Below are 22,211 nucleotides of genomic sequence, written 5' to 3'. Positions count from 1 at the left end.
TAGTCGCTGGTACCGACAGATTGCGTCAGGCTCGGCGTCCGAATCCGAGTCGCCTGGCCAGTTTTCGCATCAAGCCGGGTTGATCATCCGGGTGGTCCCCGATGACACCGAAATCCACGTGTACGGCGACGGGCCTGTCGTCGCGGTCGTACGTCGCAAGGACCGGGAAACCGCCGTCGCCCCAACCGGATCCGCTGACGACGACATTGGCACCGGAGGCCGGGTCGAGTGACACATTGGCGTAGCCCGGGCCGATATCCGGTGCCCACAGGCCGCGGTCGATGGCCTCGGCGCGATCTGCCAGCACTGAATCCTCGACCGCCGCATCGTGAACCGCGAGCAGCCCGTGGTCGGTGCCGGTGAACGCGCCGAAGCTGGGGACGGGCGGCACGAGTAATTCGTCGGCGGAACCGAGCAGGGCCGGTTGGCCGTCGCCGATCGCCACGCTCAAATATGCCTGGCGGGGCTCAGGAGTGCCGTCGTCGCTCACATCGACCACCGTTGCCCAAACCCGGTACGAGCCATTCGGGACGGCGAGTATGCAACCGCCGCTTCTCGGGCCGAACGGATCCCGCGCGATCAATGCGCCGGTACTGACCTGCACCGTTCCGAGTTCGACGACGGTGCATCCCGCAGCGCGACCGGTGGTGGCTGCGAGGAACGAAGCGAGGCTAGTGATGTCCCTCGCCGCCGCCGGCAGGTGCCGGAGCGGCGTCGCCGGCCTCGCGGCGCGGGGCCTCGCCGGCGGAGATCGGGACCGCGATGGTCTTCTCGCCGGCGTTCTGGAACTTGAACGTGAAGTTGTAGTTCAGGCCGTTGCTGATGGGCTTGGTCAGCGCCACCATCGCGATGGAGGTCGTGGCGTCCTCGGACCGCGGCAGGGTCTGCTTCTGGCCGTCCGGGGTGCCGACCAGCAGCACGCCGCCCGCGGGCACCGTGGTGCCGCCGTTGACCAGCACCTCGCCGGTGTCGGAGGTGATGCCGATCAGCTTGTCGGGGTTGTCGGGCGACTTGTTGGTCGCGACGAACAGCAGCTCGACCATGGTGCCGGGCTTGACGAAGTCGCGGGTCTGCGGGGCGCGCAGGTAGACGTTGCGCAGATCCACACCGGCCTTCTCGTTGCCGATGGTGGTGGCGGTGCCGTTGACCGCAGGCAGCTGGTTCGCGCTCTGTGAGACCTGGCCGCTGCTGCAGCCGGTGAGCGTCACCGCGGTGGCCAGCCCGAAGGCGGCCAGCGTGACGGCAGAAGTGCGCGATTTCATGCGGTTCACTCAAGCCTCCTGCTTGGGCGCCAGCGGCGATGCGCGTGACGGCCTTGGGTATGTCCTGCTGTGTCCCCGGACTGGTCCGGCGTTCGACTATGCAGAGTAGTAGGTGGCGGTTGGCGGCGGTAGCGGAGGCCCGCCATCTGCCTGGTTCGGGCGTCTTTCCGGCCGGGAATGACCGGTGAATGGGACGTGAATCCGGGGGAATTCGGCCGGATTGTGGCCCCCGCCACTGCACGTAAACGCCGCGCTGTCAACCCCTTTCACGCATCTGTATGGCCCCTGACCTGCATTGTTGATCCGCGGGTGTCTGACGCCCGTGCTAACATTGCTATGTGAAAGGGGCCCGAATCTGATGATTTTCAAGGTCGGAGACACCGTCGTTTACCCACACCACGGTGCAGCATTGATCGAGGCGATTGAAACCCGGACCATCAAAGGCGAGCAGAAGGAATATCTCGTCCTCAAGGTTGCGCAGGGCGATCTGACCGTTCGAGTACCCGCAGAAAACGCTGAATACGTCGGTGTTCGCGACGTGGTGGGTCAGGAAGGCCTCGACAAGGTGTTCCAGGTGCTGCGCGCCCCGCACACCGAGGAGCCGACCAACTGGTCCCGTCGTTACAAGGCGAACCTGGAGAAGCTGGCTTCCGGTGATGTGAACAAGGTCGCCGAGGTCGTTCGTGACCTGTGGCGTCGTGACCAGGAGCGCGGGCTGTCCGCCGGCGAGAAGCGCATGCTGGCCAAGGCTCGTCAGATCCTTGTCGGTGAGCTGGCCCTGGCCGAGAACACCGATGACGCGAAGGCCGCCACCATCCTGGACGAGGTTCTCGCCGCGGCGTCCTGAACGCCATCTCCAACGGAGCAGTGAACTTCCGTATCGGTCTCGGTACCGACGTACATCCCATCGAGGCAGGGCGGCCGTGTTGGCTGCTCTGCCTGTCCTTTGACGATGCTGACGGCTGTGCCGGGCATTCCGACGGCGACGTCGCCGCGCATGCACTCTGTGATGCCTTGCTGAGTGCTGCCGGCCTCGGTGACCTGGGCAGTGTCTTCGGTACCGATCGTCCCGAGTGGCGCGGCGTCACCGGCACCGACATGCTCAAACATGTCGCCACGCTGCTGACGGCTGCCGGTTTTCGGGTCGGCAATGCGGCGGTCCAGGTGATCGGCAACCGCCCGAAAATCGCGCCCCGCAGGGAAGAGGCCCAGCAGGTGCTGTCGGCGCTTCTGGATGCTCCTGTCTCCGTCTCGGCGACCACCACCGATGGTCTCGGGCTCACCGGTCGGGGCGAGGGTCTGGCGGCGATTGCGACGGCGCTGGTGGTCTCGCTCGATTAGGCCGGTAAGCTGGCCCGTCGTGACCGAAAACCGTCTCGAGGGCCTGAGGCTCTACGACACCATGACCGGTGCCGTGCGGGACTTCACCCCGGTGCGGCCCGGACACGCATCCATCTACCTGTGTGGCGCAACCGTGCAGGGCCTGCCCCACATCGGCCATGTCCGCAGCGGCGTCGCTTTCGACGTGCTGCGACGCTGGCTGACGGCCAAGGGCTACGACGTTGCGTTCATCCGGAACGTCACCGACATCGACGACAAGATTCTCAACAAGGCCGCCGAAGCCGGCCGGCCCTGGTGGGAGTGGGCCGCCACCTTCGAGCGGGCCTTCACTGCCGCCTACGACGCGCTGGGCGTGCTGCCGCCGTCGGCCGAGCCCCGGGCCACCGGGCACATCACCCAGATGGTCGAGGTCATCGAGAAGCTGATCGAGCGCGGGCACGCCTACGCCGCCGACGGCGACGTGTATTTCGACGTGCTGAGCCTGCCCGACTACGGCAAGCTCTCGGGTCACCGCATCGACGATGTGCACCAGGGCGAGGGCGTGGCGACCGGCAAGCGTGACCCGCGGGACTTCACCCTGTGGAAGGGCGCCAAGCCCGGTGAACCGTCCTGGCCGACGCCGTGGGGCCGGGGCCGCCCCGGCTGGCACACCGAGTGCGTCGCGATGTGCCAGGAGTACCTGGGCTCGGTGTTCGACATCCACGCCGGCGGTATGGACCTGATCTTCCCGCACCACGAGAACGAGACGGCGCAGGCCAACGCCTGCGGCGACGAGTTCGCGCGGTTCTGGCTGCACAACGGCTGGGTCACCATGGGTGGCGAGAAGATGAGCAAGTCGTTGGGCAACGTGCTGGCGATTCCGGCTGTGCTGCAACGGGTTCGGGCCGCCGAGCTGCGTTACTACCTGGGCAGTGCGCACTACCGGTCCATGCTCGAGTTCTCCGAGAACTCGCTGCAGGACGCGGCCAAGGCCTACACCGGCATCGAGGAGTTCCTGCACCGGGTCCGCACCCGGGTGGGTGCCGTCGAGGTCGGTACCTGGACCGAGAAGTTCGCGGCCGCACTCGATGACGACCTGGCGGTGCCGGCGGCCCTGGCCGAGGTGCACGCCGCCCGCGCCGACGGCAACCGCGCGCTGGATGCCGGTGACCACGCCGGCGCGATGGCCGCGGCGACGTCGATCCGGGCCATGATGGGCATCCTCGGTTGCGACCCGCTCGACGAGCGCTGGGAAACCCGCGACGAGACGTCGGCAGCGCTGAACGCCGTCGACGCTCTGGTGCAGTGGGCGCTCAAGAGCCGCGCCGAGGCCCGGGAGAACCGGGACTGGGCTGCCGCCGACGCGATCCGCGACCAGCTGAAGCTGGCCGGCATCGAGGTCACCGATACCGCTGACGGCCCGCAGTGGGCCCTGACTGATGGGGTTCCTGGGGCGAGCGAAGCGACGGGGAAGAGGTAGGACATGGCCGGAAACTCCCAGCGCCGCGGCGCGATTCGTAAAGCGGGCACCAAGAAGGGCCCGACCGTCGGCTCCGGTGGCCAGCGCCGGCGTGGGCTGGAGGGCAAGGGCGCGACGCCGCGCGCCGAACAGCGCCCCAACCACAAGGCGTACAAGATCGCGCAGAAGGCCGCCCGGTCGAATCAGGGACGGCACAAGAAGACCGATGACGTCGAGGTCGTGGTCGGCCGCAACCCGGTCGTGGAATGCCTCCGCGCCGGCGTCCCGGCCACCGCGCTCTATGTCGTGCTGGGCACCGAGGCCGACGAGCGGCTGACCGAGTCGGTCACGCGCGCGGCCGATGCCGGTATCGCCATCATGGAGGTGCAGCGCCACGATCTGGACCGCATCACCAGCAACGGCATGCACCAGGGCATCGCGCTGCAGGTGCCGCCGTACCAGTACGCGCACCCGGACGATCTGCTGAAGTCGGCGACCTCCGACTCGAGCCCGGCCCTGCTCGTCGCGCTCGACAACATCTCCGACCCGCGCAACCTGGGCGCCATCGTGCGGTCCGTGGCGGCGTTCGGCGGGCATGGCGTGGTGATCCCGCAGCGGCGTTCGGCGTCGGTCAGCGCGGTGGCCTGGCGCACCAGCGCCGGAGCGGCCGCCCGGCTGCCGGTGTCTCGGGCGACGAATCTCAACCGAACGCTCAAGGATTGGGCCGACGCCGGCCTGACCATCGTCGGACTGGACGCCGGCGGCGACACCACCCTGGACGAGCTGGACGCCTCGGGGCCGATGGTCGTCGTGGTGGGCTCGGAGGGCAAGGGTCTGTCGCGACTGGTGCGGGAGAACTGCGACCACATCGTCTCGATCCCGATGGCGGGCCCCACCGAGTCGCTCAACGCGTCGGTGGCCGCCGGCGTGGTGCTGGCCGAGATCGCCCGGCAGCGCCGCTGATTCAGCGGTCGGTGCGGGGCCGCGTCAACTTGAAGCTGTCGACCGCCCGCACCTCGCCGAACGGACCGCTCACCGCGTAGTAGGTGGCGTCCATCGAGGTATTGCCACCCGGTTGGCCTGGGTCGACATCGAAAGCCACGAATCCGCACGGGTTTTCCCGATCGCGGAAGACGGACCAGGGCGCGGCTTCCTCGATGTAGTTCGGTGTCTTCCTTCCGGTGCCGGGATTCACCTCGCCGACGGACATGAGGACGCGGCAGCGCGGTTCGGGGAACAGCATCGTGTTCGACGGGATCGACGTGCCGCCCCCGCCGATGACCAGGTGCACGGTGCCCTTGCTGGTGTCGATCGAGTCCGATTGTGCGGCAACCGGATTCGGTGTCAGGGTGTCGGTCGGCAGGGTGCCGCGGAGCGCATGGCTGCGTTCGTAGTGGTGCTCGTGCCCGCACACCACGAGGTCGACGTTGAACCGGTCGAACAGGGGCAGCCAGTTCTCGCGGATGCCGAGGTCGGCGCCGTTGGTCTTGTTGCCCGTGGAGACCGCCGTCTGGTGCATGCACACCACCACCCAGTCGATGTCCTTGTTGCTGCGGGTTCGTTCGAGTTCTTTTTCCAGCCAACGTTTTTGGGCGCCACCGGAGTAGCCGCGCACGTATGAGTTGCCGCCGTCCTGGTAGCAGACGTCGTCGTTGGCGAGGATGATCACGCGGACCGAGCCGGCGGTGAAGGCGTACCAGAGGCCACGCAGTTCGGGGTCGGAACCGGAGTCCGGCAGCCCGAAGTAGGCCTGGTAGGCGCCGTAGCCGATGGGGCCGTTGCCCAGTTCGTTCTCGTGATTGCCCGGCGCCGGCATCCACGGCCGGTGCCGCGCGGAACGGGTGTTGTTCTCGAACCATTCCGACCAGGTGCGGACCCGGTCGTGCGCGAGGTTGGCGTAGCAGAGGTCGCCGTTGACGAGGTGAAACAGCGGGGCCAGCCGTTCGACCGCGGTGGTGATGTCGCCGGCGGCCGGCGATCCGACGTGATCGCTGCCGAACGATGCCGCGACCTTGGCGTCGAGCATGGGCGTCGACTGGTCGCCGAAGCTGGTGAACCGGATGGGTGCGCGGCCCCGGGGTGCGGTACGCACCGAGCCCAGTTCGGGACTCGCGCCGTCATGCACGGCGGCGTAGATGTAGTCGGTGTCGGGCGCGAGGCCGGTCAACCGGGCATGGTGGACGCGAATCTCACTGCGTGACGCCGCGTCGCGGTAGGTGACGGTCTCGGCCGCGACGGCGGTGCCGACACCGTCGTCCGGGGTGCCCAGCATGACGTGGGGATTCTGCACTGCGGACGCGGTGTGCCAGGACACCACGACCTCGGTGGCCGCGTCGGAGCCGAACTGGGTGTGCAGCCCGGTGACCGGTGGGGCGCCGCCGCGGTCGGCCCGCTGCCACAGCATCGGACCGCTGCGCGTGGTCGTGACGTATCCGGTGGCGCCGGCTCCGAGGCCCGCGCCGACGAGAGCCGACGTGCCTCCCACGATCAGCGATCTGCGGCTCACGTCCACGACAGCCATCTTGCCTGCGATGCGGACCGCCGGCCCGGCGGCAGCGCCGCCCGACAACGAATCGACGTGTGCTGTTCTCGCCGCGGTAACCGCGCTGGCTCAGCGGCGCTGCAGCTCGACGACCGGGATGACGCGGTCGGTCTTCTTCTCGTAGTCGGCGAAACCGGGTGCGCGCTCGACGATGCGGGCGTAGGCGGCGTCCCGTTCGGCACGGGGCAGTTCGCGCGCCACGACGTCGTATTCCTCGGTGCCGATTTCGATGTGGGCGTTGGGATTTGCCCGCAGGTTGTGTACCCAGGCCGGGTCGGCGTCGGCGCCGCCGGCGGATCCGACGATCAGTCGCTTGCCGTCGATGACGAACGTGGCCGCCGGGTTCACCCGCGGCTCACCGCTCTTGGCGCCGGTGGTGTGCAGCAGGAGCAGCGTCAGGTTCTCGAACGGTCCGCCGACCTTGCCGCCGTTGGCCCGGAATTCGGCCATGATCTGTTCGTTCCAGCTGTCGGCCATTCGTCTTCCCCGCTCATCGCAGTCCCAACATCGAACAGGTCAACCATAATCCGGTCACGGCCAGAATCAGGGTGACCGGCGCCGTCACCAGCCCTACGGTCGTGAACTCGCGGGCCCGCGCCGTCATCTCGTCGCGGACCACATTGCGCCACAAGAGGTTCGACAGTGATCCGGGGTAGGTCAGGTTGGGGCCGATGTTGACCCCGATGAGGACCGCCAGCACCGCGACCGGTCCACCGGCCGCGACGAGCGGCAGCAGCACCAGCACGGCGGGCAGGTTGTTGATCAGATTCGACAGCACCGCCGCCACGGCCGCGATGCCGAGCAGGGCCGGCAGTGACGCGCCGTGTGGCAGCACGTGCGACAGCACACGGCCCAGGCCGAGATCCAGTACCGCGCTCACCAAGACACCCAGCGCCAGCACGGCGATGAGGAACGGGACGTTGGCCGCCCGCAGGATGCCCATGGGTGTCTCGTGACCGCGCACGACGGCCCGCACCGCCAGCACCGCGGCGCCGGCGAATGCGGCCCACGCCGGTTCCAGGCCGAGCAGCGACGTGGCGCCGAAGCCGATCAGCGTCAGGATCAACACGGTCAGGACGAAATACGGGATCTCCGGTGCGGGTGGGGCCGGCCGGTCCGTGGCGCCGGCCCGGAGCTCACGCCGGAAGAACCACCGCAGCAACACGTATTCGGCGGCGACCGCGAACAGCCAGGGCAGGGACATGGCCGCGGTGAATCTCGTGAAACTCAGGCCCGCGGTCGTGAAGGCCAGCAGATTGGTCAGATTGGACACCGGCAGCAGCAGCGACGCGGTGTTGGCCAGATGGGCGGCGGCGTAGCCGGGCGGCCGCGGCGGCACGTCCAGTGTCCGCGCGGTCGTCAGCACGACGGGCGTCAGCAGCACGACGGTGGCATCGAGGCTCAGGACGGCGGTGGTCCCGGCGGCGATCAGGAAGACGGTGACCAGCAGCCGGCGGGCTCTGGACTCTCCGGATTGTCCTGCGCCCCAACTGCGCCGGGCCATGTAGACCCCGGCGGCGTGGAACAGCCCTTCGTCATCGCAGAGTTTGGCCAGCACCAGGACGGCGGCCAGAAATCCGACGACCGGCAGCAGTCTGCCGATCTCGTGCAGCGCGGTGCTCACAGCCAGGGATCTGCGGGTTGCCAGAGCGTCGGCAGATGCAGCGGCACGCCATCTTCGGCGGCCAGCCGGCTCAGCACCCGCATCGAGACGTCGAGATCGTCGCCGGCGTAGGGCAGGGCGCGCAGCGGCTCGTGCAGGGGCCGGAAGAAGTCGTCCCAGTGCGTCAGCACCACCCGGCGCGCGCCGACGGTCCGCACCGTCTCGTGCCAGTAGTCGACGAGGTACTTCTCGGGCTGCAGACCGAGCTGCCCGATGCCGAGGTATACGACGTCGGCGCGTTGTCCGGCGAGCGCGCCCGGTACGAAACCGGCACTGCCGACGGCGAGCAGCCGGCGGCCGCTGGCGCGGTGGTGGATGTGCGTGGACCACGCCTCGCCGCACTTGTAGGCCGACGCGCGGACCGGCGGCACCACGGGTGCGGTGATGGTGCCGGGGAAGCGGTCGGGCGGGCAGTGGTGGCCGGTGAACAGCGTGACGTCGAAGGCGCCCAACGTGATCGGCTCGCCGGGAGTGGCCACCGTCAACTGCGAGTCGGGGAGCCCGCCGCCGCGGCCGATGTGCGCGGCCGACGTGCCGCCCACCAGCTGCGCACCGGTGCGCGCGGCGACGGCCGCCGAGTCCATCGCGTGGTCGAAGTGCGTGTGGACCGGCAGCACCGCATCGAGCCGGTCGATGCCGAGCCGGTGCAGGCAGCCATCGATGCGCGGTACCGAGGGCTCCAGCCGGCCCAGCCCCACGGACAGCAGACCGGGCCGGGAGAAGAAGCCGTCCGTCAGCAGTGCCGACGAACCGTCGGACACCAGCATGGTGGTGACGCCGGCCCAGGTGACGGTCAGTGGCGAGTCGGTGCCGGCCGCTGGCTGATCGAAGTAGCGGGTGTATGCGGCCAGGTCGGGCCGGCCGAGTTTGAGTCGCATCAGCAGAAGGCCTCGATCTGTACGTTCTCTGCGGCCAGGCGGTCGCGGACCGCCCGGGCGATGTCGACGGCACCGGGCGAATCGCCGTGTACGCATATCGATTTCACGGTGATCTTGATGGTGGAACCGTCGACGGCGCCGACGCGGCCCGCGGTCACCATGGAGGCCACCCGGTCGGCGATGGTCGAAACGTTGTGCAGCACCGCATTACGTTGTGTGCGCGGCACCAGTTGGCCGTCGGGGCGGTACGAGCGGTCGGCGAAAGCCTCGGGCACGGTGCGCAGTCCGAGCTCCTCGGCGGCCGTGAAGAACGCCGAACCAGCCAGCCCCAGCACCGGCAGCGCCGGGTCCACGGCGTGCACCGCGGCGGCCACCGCCCGCGCCTGCACGTGGTCGGTGGCGATCGTGTTGTACAGGGCGCCATGGGGTTTGACGTAGGTGACGGCCGACCCGGCGACCTGTGCGAGGGCCTGTAGTGCGCCGATCTGGTAGATGACCTCGGCGGCCAGGTCGTCCGGGCCGACGTCGATGTAGCGGCGACCGAAGCCTGCCAGGTCGCGATAGCCCACCTGCGCGCCGATCCGGACGCCGCGTTCGGCGGCGGCGCGGCAGACCCGCAGCAGCCCGGCCGGGTCGCCGGCATGGAAGCCGCAGGCGACGTTGGCACTGGTGACCAGATCGAGCATCGCGTCGTCGTCGCCCAGCCGCCACACCCCGAAGCTTTCGCCGAGATCGGCATTGAGGTCCACCGCTGACATGTCTGCCAGCCTAGGCTGGCCGGCATGTCCACTCGTGACGACATTCTCATCACCGCGTTCGGCCTCGCCCAGTTGATCGCCGCCGGCGACGTGACGCTGCTCGACGTGCGCTGGCAGTTGGCCAAGCCCGACGGCCGCGACGAGTATCTGGCCGGGCACATCCCCGATGCGGTGTACGTCTCGCTGGAGGACGACCTGTCGGACCACACCGTCACGGGGCGCGGTCGCCATCCGCTGCCGTCGGGCGCGGCGCTGCAGGAGGCCGCGCGACGCTGGGGCGTGCGGGAGGGTGTGCCGACGGTCGTCTACGACGACTGGAACCGTGCGGGCTCGGCGCGTGCCTGGTGGGTGCTGCGCGCCGCCGGCGTCGAGAACGTGCGCATCCTGGACGGCGGGCTGGCGGCGTGGACCACCTCGGGTGGTCCGCTGGACCGCGGCGACGTCGAACCGGCACCGGGCAACATCACCGTCACGCACCAGGATCTCGTATGCCGGGGCCATGCCGACGCTGACCGCCGACGAGGCCGCGGCGCTGGGCCCGCGCCTGGGGGATGTCCGCGCGCCGGAACGGTATCGCGGCGACGTCGAACCCATCGACCCGATCGCCGGGCACATTCCGGGCGCGATCAATCTGCCGAGCGTGCTGGCGGCCGACGGTACGCTGCGCACCGACGGCGCCGATGTGGATGGCGTGTACTGCGGTTCGGGTGTCACCGCGGCGGTGGCAGTGGCCGCGCTGGCGGCCGCGGGCCGGGACGTGGCGCTGTTCCCCGGCTCGTGGTCGCAGTGGAGCAATGAGCCCGGGCGACCGATCGCTACCGGCGCCTGACCCGCCCCGCGCCCCAGCACAGCAGGAAGATGCCGAACGAGATCGACGTCACGAACACCGAGACCGGGACGCCCGGTGCCAGGGACAGCACGATGCCGCCGACCGCGGCGATCTCGGCGAAAACCACAGACGCCACGATCGTGGTGACGGGGGAGCTGAACACCCGGCCGGCCGCGGCGGCGGGGGTGATCAACAGCGACATCACCAGCAGTGCCCCGACGATCTGCACGCCCTGTGCGGCGGCGACGCCGACCAGCGCGGCGAACACGATGCCCAGCGCGCGCACCGGAACCCCGCGGGCCGCAGCCACTTCGGGGTCGGCAGTGGCGAACAGCAGTGGCCGGTAGCAGGCCGCCAGGATCGCGACCACCAGCACGGTCACCACGGCCAGCAGCGCCAGTCCTGAATAGCCGACGCCGACGATCTGCCCGGTGAGCAACGCGAAACTGGTGCCGGTGCGGCCTGGGTACAGGTGGATGAACAGCACGGCGAGACCGAGGCCGAAGGCCAGCACGACGCCGATCGCCGAGTCCCGCTCGCGTGAGCGTTGCCCCAGGATGCCGAAAAGGATTGCCGCCAGGGCACTCCCGACGAGGGCGCCGAGGCCGACGTTGAGCCCGGTCAACAGGGCGAAGGCGGCACCGGTGAGGGAGAGCTCGCTGGAGCCGTGCACCGCGAACGACATCTGCCGCATCACGATGAACGGTCCGATCAGGCCGCCGAGGAGCGCCAGCAGCGCCGCCGCGAGCACGGCCTGCTGGACGAAGTCGCGGCCGAGCAGGTCCGCGGTCAGCGCCGTGTTGAAGAAGTTATTCACAGCAGTGTCCGCTCGCATGCTCGGAGTTGTCCACGCCCGTACCGTCCTGGCCGACGACGACGTACTGGCCACCGATCCGGGCGACCTGGATGTCGGCGCGGTAGAGCGCGGACAGCGTTTCGGACGTCATGACCTCCTCGACGGTGCCGATCCGGAAGCGGCCGTCGACCAGGTACAGCACGCGGTCGACGTACGGCAGTACGGGATTGACCTCGTGGGTGACGAACAGGACCGCGGTACCGGCGTCCTTGCGGCGCTGGTCGATGAGGGCCGACACCAGTTTCGCGTTGGCCGGGTCGAGGTTGAGCAGCGGTTCGTCGCACAGCAGCAGCGCGGGGTCGGACGCCAGGGCCTGCGCGATGCGGACCCGCTGCAGTTCGCCGCCGGACATCACCGAGACGGGGACGTCGGCCAGCCGCGCGCCGTCGACCTGGCCGAGTGCCTGGGTCACCACGGCGCGGCGCTGCGCGCGCTTTCGCGGACCGGCGAAACCCCACTTGTGCCCGTCGCAGCCGAGGCCGACGAGGTCGCGGCCGCGCAGCGTCAGCCCGGTGTCCAGTGAGCGGTGCTGCGGCACGTAGCCGATGGCGCCGGTGGTGGTCATCCGCCCGGCCGTCAGCAGCTGTTGGCGCAGCAGCACTTTGAGCAGCGAGGTCTTGCCGGTGCCGTTCGGGCCGAGCACCGCGATGAACTCGCCGCGGCGCACCGTCAGGTCCAGCCGGTCCCACAGGACGCGGTCGCCGAACGACAGTCGTGCGCCGGTGAGTTCGGCGACCGCTTCAGAAGGCACGGTTACTGATTATCGACCCGGCGCCGCGGCGATATCGAGCTGGTGGGCCAATGCCTCCGCGGTCTGCCGCTGCCAGGTCAGGAAGTCCTGTCCGGCGGGCAGCGTCTCGGTGACCTCGACGATGGGCAGCGCGGACTTACGGGCGGCGTCCTGGAGCTGCTTGGTGACGGCGGTCTCGGTCTGCTTGTTCACCACCAGGGCGTCGACCTTGTGGCCGTTGATGAGGTCGAGCACCGCGGCCACGTCGGCCGGGGCGGGGTCGTGGCCTTCTTCGGCGGCGGCGGCGAAGCCGTGCGGGGTGCTGTCGACGACGCCCGCGGCGGCGAGCAGGTAGTGCGCGACGGGTTCGGTGGAGACCACCGCGGCGCCCGGGTGCTTCTGGCCGATGGCGTGCTCGGTGGCGGCGATCGCGTCGGTCTTCTTGCCGAACTCCGCGGCGTTGGCGCGGTAGGCGTCGGCGTTCGCGGAATCGGACTTGGCCAGGTCGTCGGCGATCTTGGCGGCGACGGCCTTGGCGACGGCCATGTTGTAGAAGACGTGCTCGTTGGCCTCGCCGGGCGCGCTGTGCGGCAGCAGCGAGTAGGCGTCCACGGTGGTGACGTTCTTGTGGTTCTTCAGCACATCGTCGGCCCAGTGGTCGTAGCCGCCGCCGTTGATGACGACGAGGGAGGCGTCGGCGATGGCGGCCGCGTCGGCCGGGGTGGCCTCGTAGGAGTGCGGGTCGTCGACGTCGCTGGTGAGGAGGGACTTGACGTCGGCGTGTCCGCCGGCGACGGCGGTGGCGACGCTGCCCCAGACGTTGGTGGTGGTGACGACCTTGGCGGCGCCGTTGGCGTGGCCGGAGTCGTCCTGCGACCCGCAGGCGGCCAACCCGGTGACCGAGGCCAGCGCGGTGAGGGCGGACAGTGCGATGAGCCTGGTCCGGGTCATGTGTGCTCCTGTGGGCTAGTGTTAATGAAAACCGTTTGCAATAAATCTAGTGCACCGTTGCCGTGCAGCGCGAATCGGATGCGCTAGCGTCACAAATATGCCGAGGAGCCCCAACCCGAGGCGTCGGGCCACGCTGGCCTCGCTCGCTGCCGAGTTGAAGGTCTCGCGCACCACGATCTCGAATGCCTACAACCGGCCGGACCAGCTCTCGCCGGAGTTGCGTGAGCGGGTGCTCGCCGCCGCCAAGGAGATGGGCTACCCGGGGCCGGACCCGGTGGCGCGTTCGCTGCGCACCCGGAAGGCCGGTGCCGTCGGACTGATCATCACCGAGCCGCTCAACTACTCGTTCCGCGACCCGGCGGCGCTGGATTTCGTTGCCGGACTTGCCGAATCATGTGAGGAGGCCGGGCAGGGCCTGCTGCTGGTGGCGGCCGGGCCCAATCGGTCGGTCGAGGACGGCACCGCCGCAGTGCTGTCCGCCGGGGTCGACGGGTTCGCGGTGTACGCCGCCTCCGACGACGATCCGTACCTACCGGTCGTGCAGCAGCGCGGCGTCCCGATCGTCGTCGTCGACCAGCCGAAGGACCTGCAGGGCGCATCCCGGGTCTGTATCGACGATCGCGCGGCCATGCGCGGGATCGCGGAATACGTTGTCGGCCTTGGGCATCGGGAGATCGGCCTGCTGACCATGCGGCTCGGCCGGGACTGGCCGCACGGTGACGCGCAGTCGGCCGTGGTGGACCCGGAACGGCTCACCTCGCAGCATTTCCACGTGCAGTGCGAACGCATCCTCGGGGTCCGCGACGCGATGTCCGATGCGGGCCTGAACCCCGACGGCCTGACTGTGGTGGAGACCTTCGAGCACCTACCGAGCTCCGGTGGCACGGCGGCTGCCGTTGCGCTGCAAGCCAATCCGCGCATCACGGCGCTGATGTGCACCGCCGACGTGCTGGCGCTCTCGGCGATGGACCACTTGCGGTCACGCGGCATCTACGTGCCCGGCCAGATGACCGTCACCGGATTCGACGGCGTCCCCGAGGCGCTGGCGCGCGGGCTCACGACCGTCGCCCAGCCGAGCCTCGAGAAGGGCCGGCGGGCCGGATATCTGTTGAACAATCCGCCGCGGTCCGGCATCCCGGTGATCGAGGTGCTCGAAACCGAGTTGGTCCGCGGCCGCACCTCGGGCCCGCCTGCCTAACCGGCCCGGCGCGCCGCCAGGTACGCCAGCGCCGCCGCGACGTCCTCGGGGGAGTCGACGCGGTACTGCGCGGCCGACGGCCCCGGGCCGACCTTCACGCCGACGTCACCGTCGCGCAGCCGGGCGAAGGCCTTCTCGTCGGTGACATCGTCGCCCAGAAAGACCACGGCGGTCGCGTCGTCGCGCTCCCGCAGGGCATCGATGGCCGAGCCCTTGTTGGTGGTGACCACCGCGAACTCCAGCACCGCCTTGCCCTCGGTGGGCTCGGCGGCCCACTGCGTTCCCGCCTCGCGCGCGGCGGCCAGCGCGGCCTCGCCGTCGGCCGCCGAGGCGTTGCGCACGTGCAGGGCGGCGCTGGCCGGCTTGGTCTCGACCGCTGCGCCCGGGTAGCGGTTTGCGATCTCGGTGAGTGAATCCACGATCTCGGCCAGCAGTGCGGTGTCGACGGTCTGCGTGAATCCGGTGTTGAACTCCGCGCCGTGACTGCCCACGAGGTGCACCGAATCCGGCATGCCGGACAGCTCGCGCAGGACGTCGAGGGCGCGTCCCGACACCAGTGCGACGAAGGTGTCCGGCAGGGCAGCCAGGTCCAGCAGGGCGGCCGACCCGGCGGGCAGGGCCCGCGCGTCGGCAGGGTTGTTCACGATCGGCGACAGCGTGCCGTCGAAATCCGAGGTGACGAGCAGTCGGGGGGTGGTGGCGACGGTGTCGAGCGCCGCGATCAGATCAGCCGGGAGCACCGGTCAGACTTTAGGGTGCTCCCCGTCACCGATCAGCAGCCGGACCGCCAGATCGAGCCGCTTGCTCACGTCGGTGGCCGAGGCACGACGCGTCAGCCAGGCCAGCAGGTTCGACAGCCACACGTCGGAGATGACGCGGGCGATGTGGTACTGGTCCTCGGTGGGTTCGCCGTCGCTCATGGCGCGGGCGAACATCGAGTCCATGAGCTTGCCGACGTGATCAACCTCACCGGCTGCGGACGCGTCGGCGAACACGAAAGCACGCGTCATGGCCTCGGTCAGCAGCGGATTGCGCTGCATCGACCGGTTCAGCTTGCTGACCATCACGTTGAGGCGCTGGTACGGCGTACCGCCCGTCAGTGAGGCGCGATCGGTCTTGGCGTCGATGCGCTCGAACTCCCGGCCCAGCGCGGACACCAGCAGGTGCACCTTGGACGGGAAGTAGCGGTACAGGGTGCCGACGGCGACGTCGGCACGTTCTGCCACCGCACGCATCTGAACTGCCTCGTAGCCGCCCTTGGAGGCGATGGCCAGGGTGGCGTCCAGGATGCGCTTGCGGCGCTCGCGCTGTGCTTCGGAACCGAGCTCGGATTCGGTTAGTACGGCCATGTTCGTCACCTCCCGCGGGCGGACGGCGGAATCGGACTCGGGTGTTGCTGGCGTCGGCATTCGGCGGTCAGTTCCTTCAGGTAGCGCATTGGGTGAAAACGATACGCAAAGTGATCGGTAATTTCCCACCTCCAGGCGCCCCGGGACACCCGAGTGTCCTGCTGTAATGGCGATCGACTTGACGTCTGATTGCTGTCACCATTAGAACACGTTCTAGTGAGAAGCGTGTTCTTCTCGCCCAAACGCTAGGAGCGCATGGTGTCCATCACTTCCACAACTATCGACTCGGAGCGGGCCGAGGTCCGCGAAATGGTCCGTAGCTGGGCTGTCGCGTCGGGTTCCATCGCCGCGGTCCGGGCGATGGAGGGCGGAGCGGAGAATGTCGTTGACGCTTGGCGGGGCCCGTATGGCGGTCTTGTCGAACTAGGGACCTTCGGCGTCGCGGTGCCCGAGGACCTCGGCGGCGCCGGCGGGTCCATCGCCGATCTGTGCGTGATGGTCGACGAAGCCGCCGCCGCGCTGGTGCCCGGACCCGTCGCCACCACCGCGCTGGCAACTCTGGTCATCACCGACGCCGCGCTGCTGGAGGCGCTGGCTTCCGGGCAGCGGACCGCCGGACTCGCTTTGACGTCCGACATCGCCTTCGACGGGCAGGTCGCCACCGGCACCGCCAAGTTCGTCCTGGGTGCCCTGCCCGACGGCCTGCTGATCCTGCCCGCGGGCGACACCTGGATCCTGGTCGACGCCGCCGCGGCCGGCGTCACCGTCACGCCGCTCGAGGCCACCGACTTCTCGCGCCCGCTGGCCCGCGTCGAGTTGGCGGGCGCCGCGGCGACCGTCCTCGACGCGCCGGTGGCCGACCTGGCCGTGACCGTGCTCGCCGCCGAGGCCGCAGGCCTGGCGCGTTGGCAGCTCGAGACCGCCGCCGAATACGCCAAGGTGCGTGAGCAGTTCGGCAAGCCGATCGGCAGTTTCCAGGCCGTCAAGCACATGTGCGCCGAGATGCTGCTGCGTTCGCAGCAGATCGCCGTCGCCGCAAGCGATGTCGCCGAGGCCGCTGTGGAAGGCGATGCCACGCAGCTCTCCATCGCCGCCGCGGTGGCCGCCGCGGCCGCCATCGACGCTGCGAAACACAATGGCCGCGACTGCATTCAGGTGCTCGGTGGCATCGGCTTCACGTGGGAGCACGACGCCCACCTGTACCTGCGGCGCGCCTGCGCCACGTCGCAGATCCTCGGCGGCCACGGCAGCTGGCTGCGCCGCGTGGCCGCGCTGACCCGTGCGGGGCTGCGTCGTCAGCTGCACGTCGACACCGGTGCGGCCGAGACGATCCGTCCCGAGATCGCCGCCGTGGTGGCCCAGATCGCGGCACTGCCCGTCGAGAAGCATCAGGCCGCGCTGGCCGAGGCCGGACTGATGGCGCCGCACTGGCCCGCGCCGTACGGCCGCGCGGCGTCGCCGGGCGAGCAGCTGGTGATCGACGACGAGCTCAGTGCCGCAAGCGTTGTGCGCCCGGACATTTCGATCGGCTGGTGGGCCGCGCCGACCATCCTCGGTCACGGCACGCCCGAGCAGATCGACCGCTTCATCCCCGGCACGCTGACCGGCGACGTGTACTGGTGCCAGCTGTTCAGCGAACCGGGCGCCGGCTCGGACCTGGCGGCCCTGCGCACCAAGGCCGTCAAGGTCGACGGCGGCTGGAAGCTGACGGGCCAGAAGGTATGGACCTCCAATGCGCACCGCGCCAACTGGGGAATCTGCCTGGCGCGCACCAATCCTGACGCGCCGAAGCACAAGGGCATCACCTACTTCGTCGTCGATATGAGCTCGCCCGGTATCGACATCCGTCCGCTGCGCGAGATCACCGGCGAAGCGCTGTTCAACGAGGTCTTCCTGGACGACCTGTTCGTGCCGGACGACTGCGTCATCGGTCCCATCGACGGCGGCTGGGCCCTGGCCCGCACCACGCTGGCCAACGAGCGCGTCGCGATGGCCGCCGGTGGCGCGCTGGACAAGGGCATGGAGCACCTGCTGGACGTGCTCGGCGACCGCGAGCTGGATGCCGCCGACGCGGAACGCCTTGGCGCACTGATCGTTGCGGCCCAGGTCGGTTCGCTGCTGGATCAGCTGACGGCGCAGATGGCCGTCGGCGGCCACGACCCGGGTGCCCCGTCGAGCGTGCGCAAGCTGATCGGTGTGCGCTACCGCCAGGCCCTGGCCGAGACGATCATGGAAGCTCACGACGGTGCGGGCATCGAGGATTCGCCGGACGTCCGGTACTTCCTCAACACCCGCTGCCTGTCGATCGCCGGTGGTACGGAACAGATCCTGCTGACCGTGGCCGGCGAGCGCCTGCTGGGCCTGCCGCGCTAGCGGCCCCGCCGGAAGTCCCTCGGGGTCAGGCCGACCCGCTGCCGGAATGTCGTGGCGAAGTGGTTGGGTGTCGAAAATCCTACTGCCGCACTGATTTCGGTGATCGACAACCTGGTCGAGGACAGTAACGTCTTGGCGCGGTCGATGCGGCGGTCGAGCAGGAACTGGTACGGCGTGGTGTGAAACGCGGCGCGGAACGCCTTGATGAACGTCGCCACGGACATCTGGGCAAGGCGGGCAAGCGATTCCAGATGGATGTCGGATTCCAGGCTCGTTTCCAGGAACTCGACTATCGATGCGCGCGCCGACGGTGGCAAGGTGTCGCGCTCCGGTTCGGGCGGTGGGGCGGTCGTGTAGGTGTCCCGGATCAGCAGCCGCAGCGTCTCGCCGGCCGAATCGAGCAGTAGCCGGGCGACCGCGTCGTCGCGGCCTGCGACACTGCGAATCTTGGTCACCAGCTGCAGGATCAGCGGATCGTGATGCTTACGCCGCGGGACGTGCACGACCTCGCCCAGGGCGTTCTCGGGTATCGAGATTTCGCAGAATCCCGAGATGTCGCCGGTGACGACCGACGTGCAGCGCACCCCCGCCGGCACCACCCAGGTATCGCCGATGCGCGGCAGCGTGCGATCGGTCGGGCCCCAGTCCAGGTTGGTCTCCATCGATCGGAGTTCGCCGTGGCGGTGGACGTAGATGAGGTGGCGACTCGAATCGTGGCAGCACCAGTCGGCAGGCTGCTCGATGCGCTCGGTGGCGAATCGTAGCGACATGCCGCGACTGTCGACGGACCTCTCGCCGACGACGATGCGTGGCTTCATGGGCCGGTCGTCATTCCATGGCTTGACGGCCATGCGAAACCTCCGGGTGTCCAGCTTGGCCATGATCATGCGCCCTCGGGCGCGGGCTCGTGGCGGCTTTCTCCGAACATCCTGTGAAAAATCTGCAAGCCAGTCAATAAAAATTAGAACTTGTTGCATATTTCGAATGTTTGTTCTCGGCATGGTCACTACCGTCTGCGCGGCCAGAAGTGCTGACACCTCAGAGTCCAAGGAGAACGTATGGCATTCGAGTTGCGCCGATATTCGACTGCGGGGATGGCGATGGCAACCGCCGGCGTCATCGCCATCAGCCCGCTGTCAATCCCGCCGCCAGACCTTCATCTACCGGCGCCGACTACCGTCGCATCGACCCGCACCGTCGACCTCACCGCGTTCGTCAACCCGCTCGCGGTGTGGGGTGACGTGCTCACCACGACCGTCGCCGATATCGGGAAACTGGGCCAGGCGTTCGCCGCCGACCCCTTCCCGCTCGCGAAGCAGGTGATCGCCAATCAGGTCCGCTACGCAAACCAGCTCATGTCCATCGCCCAGGGCGTGGGCAACGGCGTGGTCAACTGGGCCAATACCGTTCCCGATTCCTTACGGACCATGGCGCAGCAATTGGCTGCCGGCCAGATCTCCGATGCGGTGATGTCGGGTTGGGGCATCTTTGTGAACGGTGTTGTGGGCGTTCTGTTCCCGGTCCTGCAACTCGACATCCCGCAGCAGGTCGCGCAGAACATGGCCAATGTGGTCAAGGCGATCACCCCGGTCGTGGCGCAGTTGGGGTTCGCGGTGCTGAACACCATGTATCAGGCTACGGATGCCTTCGGTGACATCGCCCAGAACTTCTACGACGCCGCGCGGGTCGGGGATATCGTCACTGCCGCAAGCGAATTGATCAACGCTCCGGCAAATCTCACCGGCGCCGTACTGAACGGGTGGGGCGAGGGCAGCAAGGGCATGTATGGCATCTTCGGGTCGTTCGGGGTCGTCGCCGCGGTCATGCAAGGGTTCAAGACCATCGCCGACGCCATCAAGCCGCCGGCTCCGGAGGCTCCGGTCGCGGTAACCGTGGATGGCCCGGCCGCGGTCCAGGCCTCGGCCGCCAAGGTGCTGTCCTCGGCGACCACGGCGGCTGTGGAGGCAAGCGCTCCAGTGAAGGAATCGTCGACTCCCGAGAAGGTCAAAGCGACTGTGGCCAAGGCGGATCCGAAGCCTGCGACGCCGGTCTCGACCGACGCCGAGGCCGTGGAGACGCTGCCGGTGAAGGTCACGGAGCCCGTGAAGGTTGCAGAACCGGTGAAGGTCGAGGCATCCACACCCGCTGCGGACCCGGTGTCGGCCGAACCGGCCAAGGTCGAGACAACGAAACCGGCGCAGAAGGACACCACCACGTCCGAACCGGGCACCAAGGCGACGGGTGCCACCTCGTCTGACTCCGATTCGGCGGGCAAGCAGGACAAGTCGGCAGGGAAGTCGCAGAAGGCAGAGAAGGCGCCGAAGGCGCAGAAGTCACCGAAGGCGCCGAAAGTCGCCAAGCAGCCGAAGAAGGCGTCGTCGTCGACGCAGCAGTCAGCCAACGCGGGTTAAATGGGGGGACGAGATCGGCGAAGTGGTTGCGAAAGCCTTTCGGCCGGCAACCATTTCGTCGATCTCGGCTCGGGTCCGGTCAGGGGACCACGAAATCGGTGGTCACGTGGTCGAGCGGATGGTGGTTGGCATCCGCGAGGATGATCTCCACCTTGTGCGGTCCGGGTGGTAGGCCGACCAGGATCACCGGTTCACCACTGGCGTCCGCCCAGTGCCACGGCGCACCGTCGACAACCACGTGGATGTGGCCGATACGCGGAGTCACCTTGAGTGCCTCGGGACCGAAAACCGGTTCGATGCGCAGGTTTTCGGCACGGTATTGGATGAACACCTGCCCCTTGGCGAGGGCCTCGGGAATGGGCGGATCGACGATCAGTTTCGCCGGCGGCTGCGGCGTGGTCAGCGGCACCACTCCCGGCGCGCCGAGCACGTCCGCGGCGCTCGGTGTTCCTGCGGTGCGGGTAGTCGAAGGGGCAGAGGAACTCTCGTGTTTCGTGTGGTCCGAGCTGTCGACCGTGGTGCCACATGATGCGATGAGCCCCGCAGTGGCCGCGACGACCGCGTAGCCGATGAGGTGCGGCAGCTTCTTCATTCGTGTTTCCTCCTGAATTTCTGGCACTGGCGGGTGCGGCGATTCACCGGGCGAGAAAGCGGCTCTGACAGTAGTCGGCAAGCGCTGCGCCGCTGGCTCCGACGGCTCCCGCTGTCGCGAGCGCGATCACTGTTGCGACCGTCGGCGCATGTCCCGCGTAGAAGAAGCTGGTGATGCCGAGAAAGTACGCGGGTGGGTAGTTGAACAGGGGCAGCGCTCGCAGACACATGACGATGGCGACCAGGCCGAATATCGCAATACCGGTGGCCGCCAGACCTAGTGACGGCTGCAGCCGATTGATCACGAGCGTCGTTGCGGCGGCGAACACCAGGCCGACCACGTATGACGCCAGATTGGCGTAGCGGTGACGCACGGTGTCGCCGGTGACACCGTAGGCGATCCAGCCGAGAAACATCGCTGGTGCCGAGAGCATCGCCCAACCGGTACCGAATGTGACGACGGCCGCGACGCCGGCGACTATCAGCGTGATGGCGTGAAACGGGATTGCGGTCGTTCTGGCCGTGCCGGTTGCGGTGATGCTCACTGGCGTCTCCTGGTGGTTGGTCGGTGCGGCTGCCGTTGGTGGAGTGGACATTTCGGTGTGCGTCCGAGTCTGGTCAGGCGATGCTGAGCACGACGTCGATGTTGCCGCGGGTGGCTTTGGAATACGGGCAGGTTTGATGTGCGGCGTCCACGATGGCTCGGGCCGTGTCCCGCGCGATGCCCGGCAGGCTGACGTGCAGGCGCGCCTGCAAGAAGTAGGCGCCGTCCACGTTGCAGAGATCGACTTCGGCGTCGACGGCGGTCTCGGCCGGCAGTTTGACGTTCGCCTTGCCGGCCGCGATGTGCATGGCGCCGATGAAGCACGCGGACCACCCCGCCGCGAACAGCTGCTCGGGATTGGTGCCGGCGCGATTGCTGCCGGGGGGATCGAGGCGGATGTCGAGCCGGCCGTCGGAGCTTTGGGCGTGTCCGTCGCGGCCGCCTGTGGTGCGGGTCTTGCCGGTGTAGAGAACGGCGTCGTGGGTGGTGGTGCTCAT

At 68.6% G+C, this 22,211-nt stretch carries 22 protein-coding genes and 2 pseudogenes; 8 read left to right on the top strand and 16 right to left on the bottom strand.

Translation table 11 applies throughout. The features are described from left to right. Positions 1 to 25: 25 nt before the first annotated feature. Both ACZ5IQ_RS25995 and ACZ5IQ_RS25990 read right to left on the bottom strand, forming a co-directional pair. Complete coding sequence (locus ACZ5IQ_RS25995; RefSeq protein WP_212807273.1) at positions 26 to 604, bottom strand: DUF4241 domain-containing protein; 579 nt, start codon at positions 602 to 604, stop codon at positions 26 to 28. Positions 605 to 671: 67 nt separating this feature from the next. Continuing rightward, a complete protein-coding gene (locus ACZ5IQ_RS25990; RefSeq protein WP_371825686.1) occupies positions 672 to 1,271 on the bottom strand; it encodes a copper chaperone PCu(A)C domain-containing protein in 600 nt (199 codons plus the stop codon). A gap of 349 nt (positions 1,272 to 1,620) precedes the next feature. On the opposite strand from ACZ5IQ_RS25990, the gene carD reads away from it, so the two are divergent. Genes carD through rlmB form a run of 4 tightly spaced genes read left to right on the top strand, consistent with a single transcriptional unit; the run spans position 1,621 to position 5,004 of the window. Then, positions 1,621 to 2,109 (top strand): RNA polymerase-binding transcription factor CarD, encoded by a 489-nt coding sequence (gene carD, locus ACZ5IQ_RS25985; protein WP_020100886.1) that lies wholly within the window; start codon positions 1,621 to 1,623, stop codon positions 2,107 to 2,109. Positions 2,110 to 2,129: 20 nt separating this feature from the next. After that, positions 2,130 to 2,603 (top strand): 2-C-methyl-D-erythritol 2,4-cyclodiphosphate synthase, encoded by a 474-nt coding sequence (ispF, locus tag ACZ5IQ_RS25980; protein WP_020100885.1) that lies wholly within the window; start codon positions 2,130 to 2,132, stop codon positions 2,601 to 2,603. Between the two features lie 19 nt (positions 2,604 to 2,622). Continuing rightward, a complete protein-coding gene (cysS, locus tag ACZ5IQ_RS25975) occupies positions 2,623 to 4,062 on the top strand; it encodes a cysteine--tRNA ligase (protein ID WP_256445373.1) in 1,440 nt (479 codons plus the stop codon). Positions 4,063 to 4,065: 3 nt separating this feature from the next. Next, positions 4,066 to 5,004, top strand: a complete 939-nt coding sequence (gene rlmB / locus ACZ5IQ_RS25970; protein ID WP_064984810.1) for a 23S rRNA (guanosine(2251)-2'-O)-methyltransferase RlmB — start codon at positions 4,066 to 4,068, stop codon at positions 5,002 to 5,004. A gap of 1 nt (position 5,005) precedes the next feature. Here rlmB and ACZ5IQ_RS25965 read toward each other — a convergent pair whose 3' ends face one another. From ACZ5IQ_RS25965 to ACZ5IQ_RS25945, 5 genes and pseudogenes are all read right to left on the bottom strand, one after another. Beyond that, positions 5,006 to 6,562, bottom strand: a complete 1,557-nt coding sequence (locus ACZ5IQ_RS25965) for a purple acid phosphatase family protein (RefSeq protein WP_212807271.1) — start codon at positions 6,560 to 6,562, stop codon at positions 5,006 to 5,008. Positions 6,563 to 6,652: 90 nt separating this feature from the next. Beyond that, the gene (locus ACZ5IQ_RS25960; RefSeq protein WP_212807270.1) at positions 6,653 to 7,060 is read right to left on the bottom strand and encodes a nitroreductase/quinone reductase family protein; all 408 of its coding nucleotides are present in this window, start codon (positions 7,058 to 7,060) and stop codon (positions 6,653 to 6,655) included. Positions 7,061 to 7,073: 13 nt separating this feature from the next. Beyond that, positions 7,074 to 8,252: pseudogene (locus ACZ5IQ_RS25955) on the bottom strand (SLC13 family permease); the annotation flags it as partial. Next, the gene (locus ACZ5IQ_RS25950) at positions 8,204 to 9,124 is read right to left on the bottom strand and encodes an MBL fold metallo-hydrolase (RefSeq protein WP_464480493.1); all 921 of its coding nucleotides are present in this window, start codon (positions 9,122 to 9,124) and stop codon (positions 8,204 to 8,206) included. The gene ACZ5IQ_RS25950 and the pseudogene ACZ5IQ_RS25955, both read right to left, overlap by 49 nt. Further along, on the bottom strand, positions 9,124 to 9,882 hold the full coding sequence (locus ACZ5IQ_RS25945) for a LamB/YcsF family protein (protein WP_464480492.1): 759 nt from the start codon (positions 9,880 to 9,882) through the stop codon (positions 9,124 to 9,126). Before ACZ5IQ_RS25945 ends, ACZ5IQ_RS25950 begins: the two co-directional genes overlap by 1 nt. 24 nt (positions 9,883 to 9,906) lie before the next feature. On the opposite strand from ACZ5IQ_RS25945, the pseudogene ACZ5IQ_RS25940 reads away from it, so the two are divergent. Further along, a pseudogene (locus ACZ5IQ_RS25940) lies at positions 9,907 to 10,711 on the top strand (sulfurtransferase). Here ACZ5IQ_RS25940 and ACZ5IQ_RS25935 read toward each other — a convergent pair. From ACZ5IQ_RS25935 to ACZ5IQ_RS25925, 3 genes are read right to left on the bottom strand one after another with little or no spacing between them, the layout of a single operon-like run. Then, positions 10,698 to 11,528, bottom strand: a complete 831-nt coding sequence (locus ACZ5IQ_RS25935; RefSeq protein ID WP_226519848.1) for a metal ABC transporter permease — start codon at positions 11,526 to 11,528, stop codon at positions 10,698 to 10,700. The pseudogene ACZ5IQ_RS25940 and the gene ACZ5IQ_RS25935 sit on opposite strands and share 14 nt — an antisense overlap. Beyond that, positions 11,521 to 12,318: a metal ABC transporter ATP-binding protein gene (locus tag ACZ5IQ_RS25930; RefSeq protein ID WP_464480491.1), complete on the bottom strand. Its 798-nt coding sequence runs from the start codon at positions 12,316 to 12,318 to the stop codon at positions 11,521 to 11,523. Before ACZ5IQ_RS25930 ends, ACZ5IQ_RS25935 begins: the two co-directional genes overlap by 8 nt. A gap of 9 nt (positions 12,319 to 12,327) precedes the next feature. Then, complete coding sequence (locus ACZ5IQ_RS25925) at positions 12,328 to 13,248, bottom strand: metal ABC transporter solute-binding protein, Zn/Mn family (RefSeq protein ID WP_406784038.1); 921 nt, start codon at positions 13,246 to 13,248, stop codon at positions 12,328 to 12,330. 97 nt (positions 13,249 to 13,345) lie between these two features. Here ACZ5IQ_RS25925 and ACZ5IQ_RS25920 point away from each other — a divergent pair, with 97 nt between their 5' ends. Then, positions 13,346 to 14,446 carry a LacI family DNA-binding transcriptional regulator gene (locus ACZ5IQ_RS25920; protein WP_464480490.1) on the top strand — a complete coding sequence of 367 codons (1,101 nt, stop codon included), beginning with the start codon at positions 13,346 to 13,348 and terminating at the stop codon, positions 14,444 to 14,446. Here ACZ5IQ_RS25920 and otsB read toward each other — a convergent pair. Then, on the bottom strand, positions 14,443 to 15,186 hold the full coding sequence (gene otsB, locus ACZ5IQ_RS25915; protein WP_464480489.1) for a trehalose-phosphatase: 744 nt from the start codon (positions 15,184 to 15,186) through the stop codon (positions 14,443 to 14,445). The two genes, ACZ5IQ_RS25920 and otsB, sit on opposite strands and share 4 nt — an antisense overlap. 3 nt (positions 15,187 to 15,189) lie before the next feature. Next, on the bottom strand, positions 15,190 to 15,795 hold the full coding sequence (kstR, locus tag ACZ5IQ_RS25910) for a cholesterol catabolism transcriptional regulator KstR (protein ID WP_346416108.1): 606 nt from the start codon (positions 15,793 to 15,795) through the stop codon (positions 15,190 to 15,192). A gap of 255 nt (positions 15,796 to 16,050) precedes the next feature. Between kstR and ACZ5IQ_RS25905 the strand changes: the two genes are divergently transcribed. Next, a complete protein-coding gene (locus ACZ5IQ_RS25905) occupies positions 16,051 to 18,168 on the top strand; it encodes an acyl-CoA dehydrogenase (protein WP_464480488.1) in 2,118 nt (705 codons plus the stop codon). On the opposite strand, the gene ACZ5IQ_RS25900 is transcribed toward ACZ5IQ_RS25905, so the two are convergent. After that, complete coding sequence (locus ACZ5IQ_RS25900; protein WP_464480487.1) at positions 18,165 to 19,049, bottom strand: helix-turn-helix transcriptional regulator; 885 nt, start codon at positions 19,047 to 19,049, stop codon at positions 18,165 to 18,167. The two genes, ACZ5IQ_RS25905 and ACZ5IQ_RS25900, sit on opposite strands and share 4 nt — an antisense overlap. 177 nt (positions 19,050 to 19,226) lie before the next feature. Between ACZ5IQ_RS25900 and ACZ5IQ_RS25895 the strand changes: the two genes are divergently transcribed. Beyond that, complete coding sequence (locus ACZ5IQ_RS25895) at positions 19,227 to 20,579, top strand: hypothetical protein (protein ID WP_464480486.1); 1,353 nt, start codon at positions 19,227 to 19,229, stop codon at positions 20,577 to 20,579. Positions 20,580 to 20,658: 79 nt separating this feature from the next. Here ACZ5IQ_RS25895 and ACZ5IQ_RS25890 read toward each other — a convergent pair whose 3' ends face one another. From ACZ5IQ_RS25890 to ACZ5IQ_RS25880, 3 genes are all read right to left on the bottom strand, one after another. Beyond that, positions 20,659 to 21,171, bottom strand: a complete 513-nt coding sequence (locus tag ACZ5IQ_RS25890; RefSeq protein ID WP_464480485.1) for a DUF6130 family protein — start codon at positions 21,169 to 21,171, stop codon at positions 20,659 to 20,661. 43 nt (positions 21,172 to 21,214) lie between these two features. Then, complete coding sequence (locus tag ACZ5IQ_RS25885) at positions 21,215 to 21,715, bottom strand: DUF1097 domain-containing protein (RefSeq protein ID WP_061006900.1); 501 nt, start codon at positions 21,713 to 21,715, stop codon at positions 21,215 to 21,217. Positions 21,716 to 21,788: 73 nt separating this feature from the next. Continuing rightward, on the bottom strand, positions 21,789 to 22,211 hold the full coding sequence (locus ACZ5IQ_RS25880; RefSeq protein WP_138250855.1) for an organic hydroperoxide resistance protein: 423 nt from the start codon (positions 22,209 to 22,211) through the stop codon (positions 21,789 to 21,791).

This window comes from Mycobacterium toneyamaense (assembly GCF_055384815.1).
The sequence above is the reverse complement of the archived record's forward strand: the minus strand, read 5'-3'. Positions and strand labels throughout refer to the sequence as shown.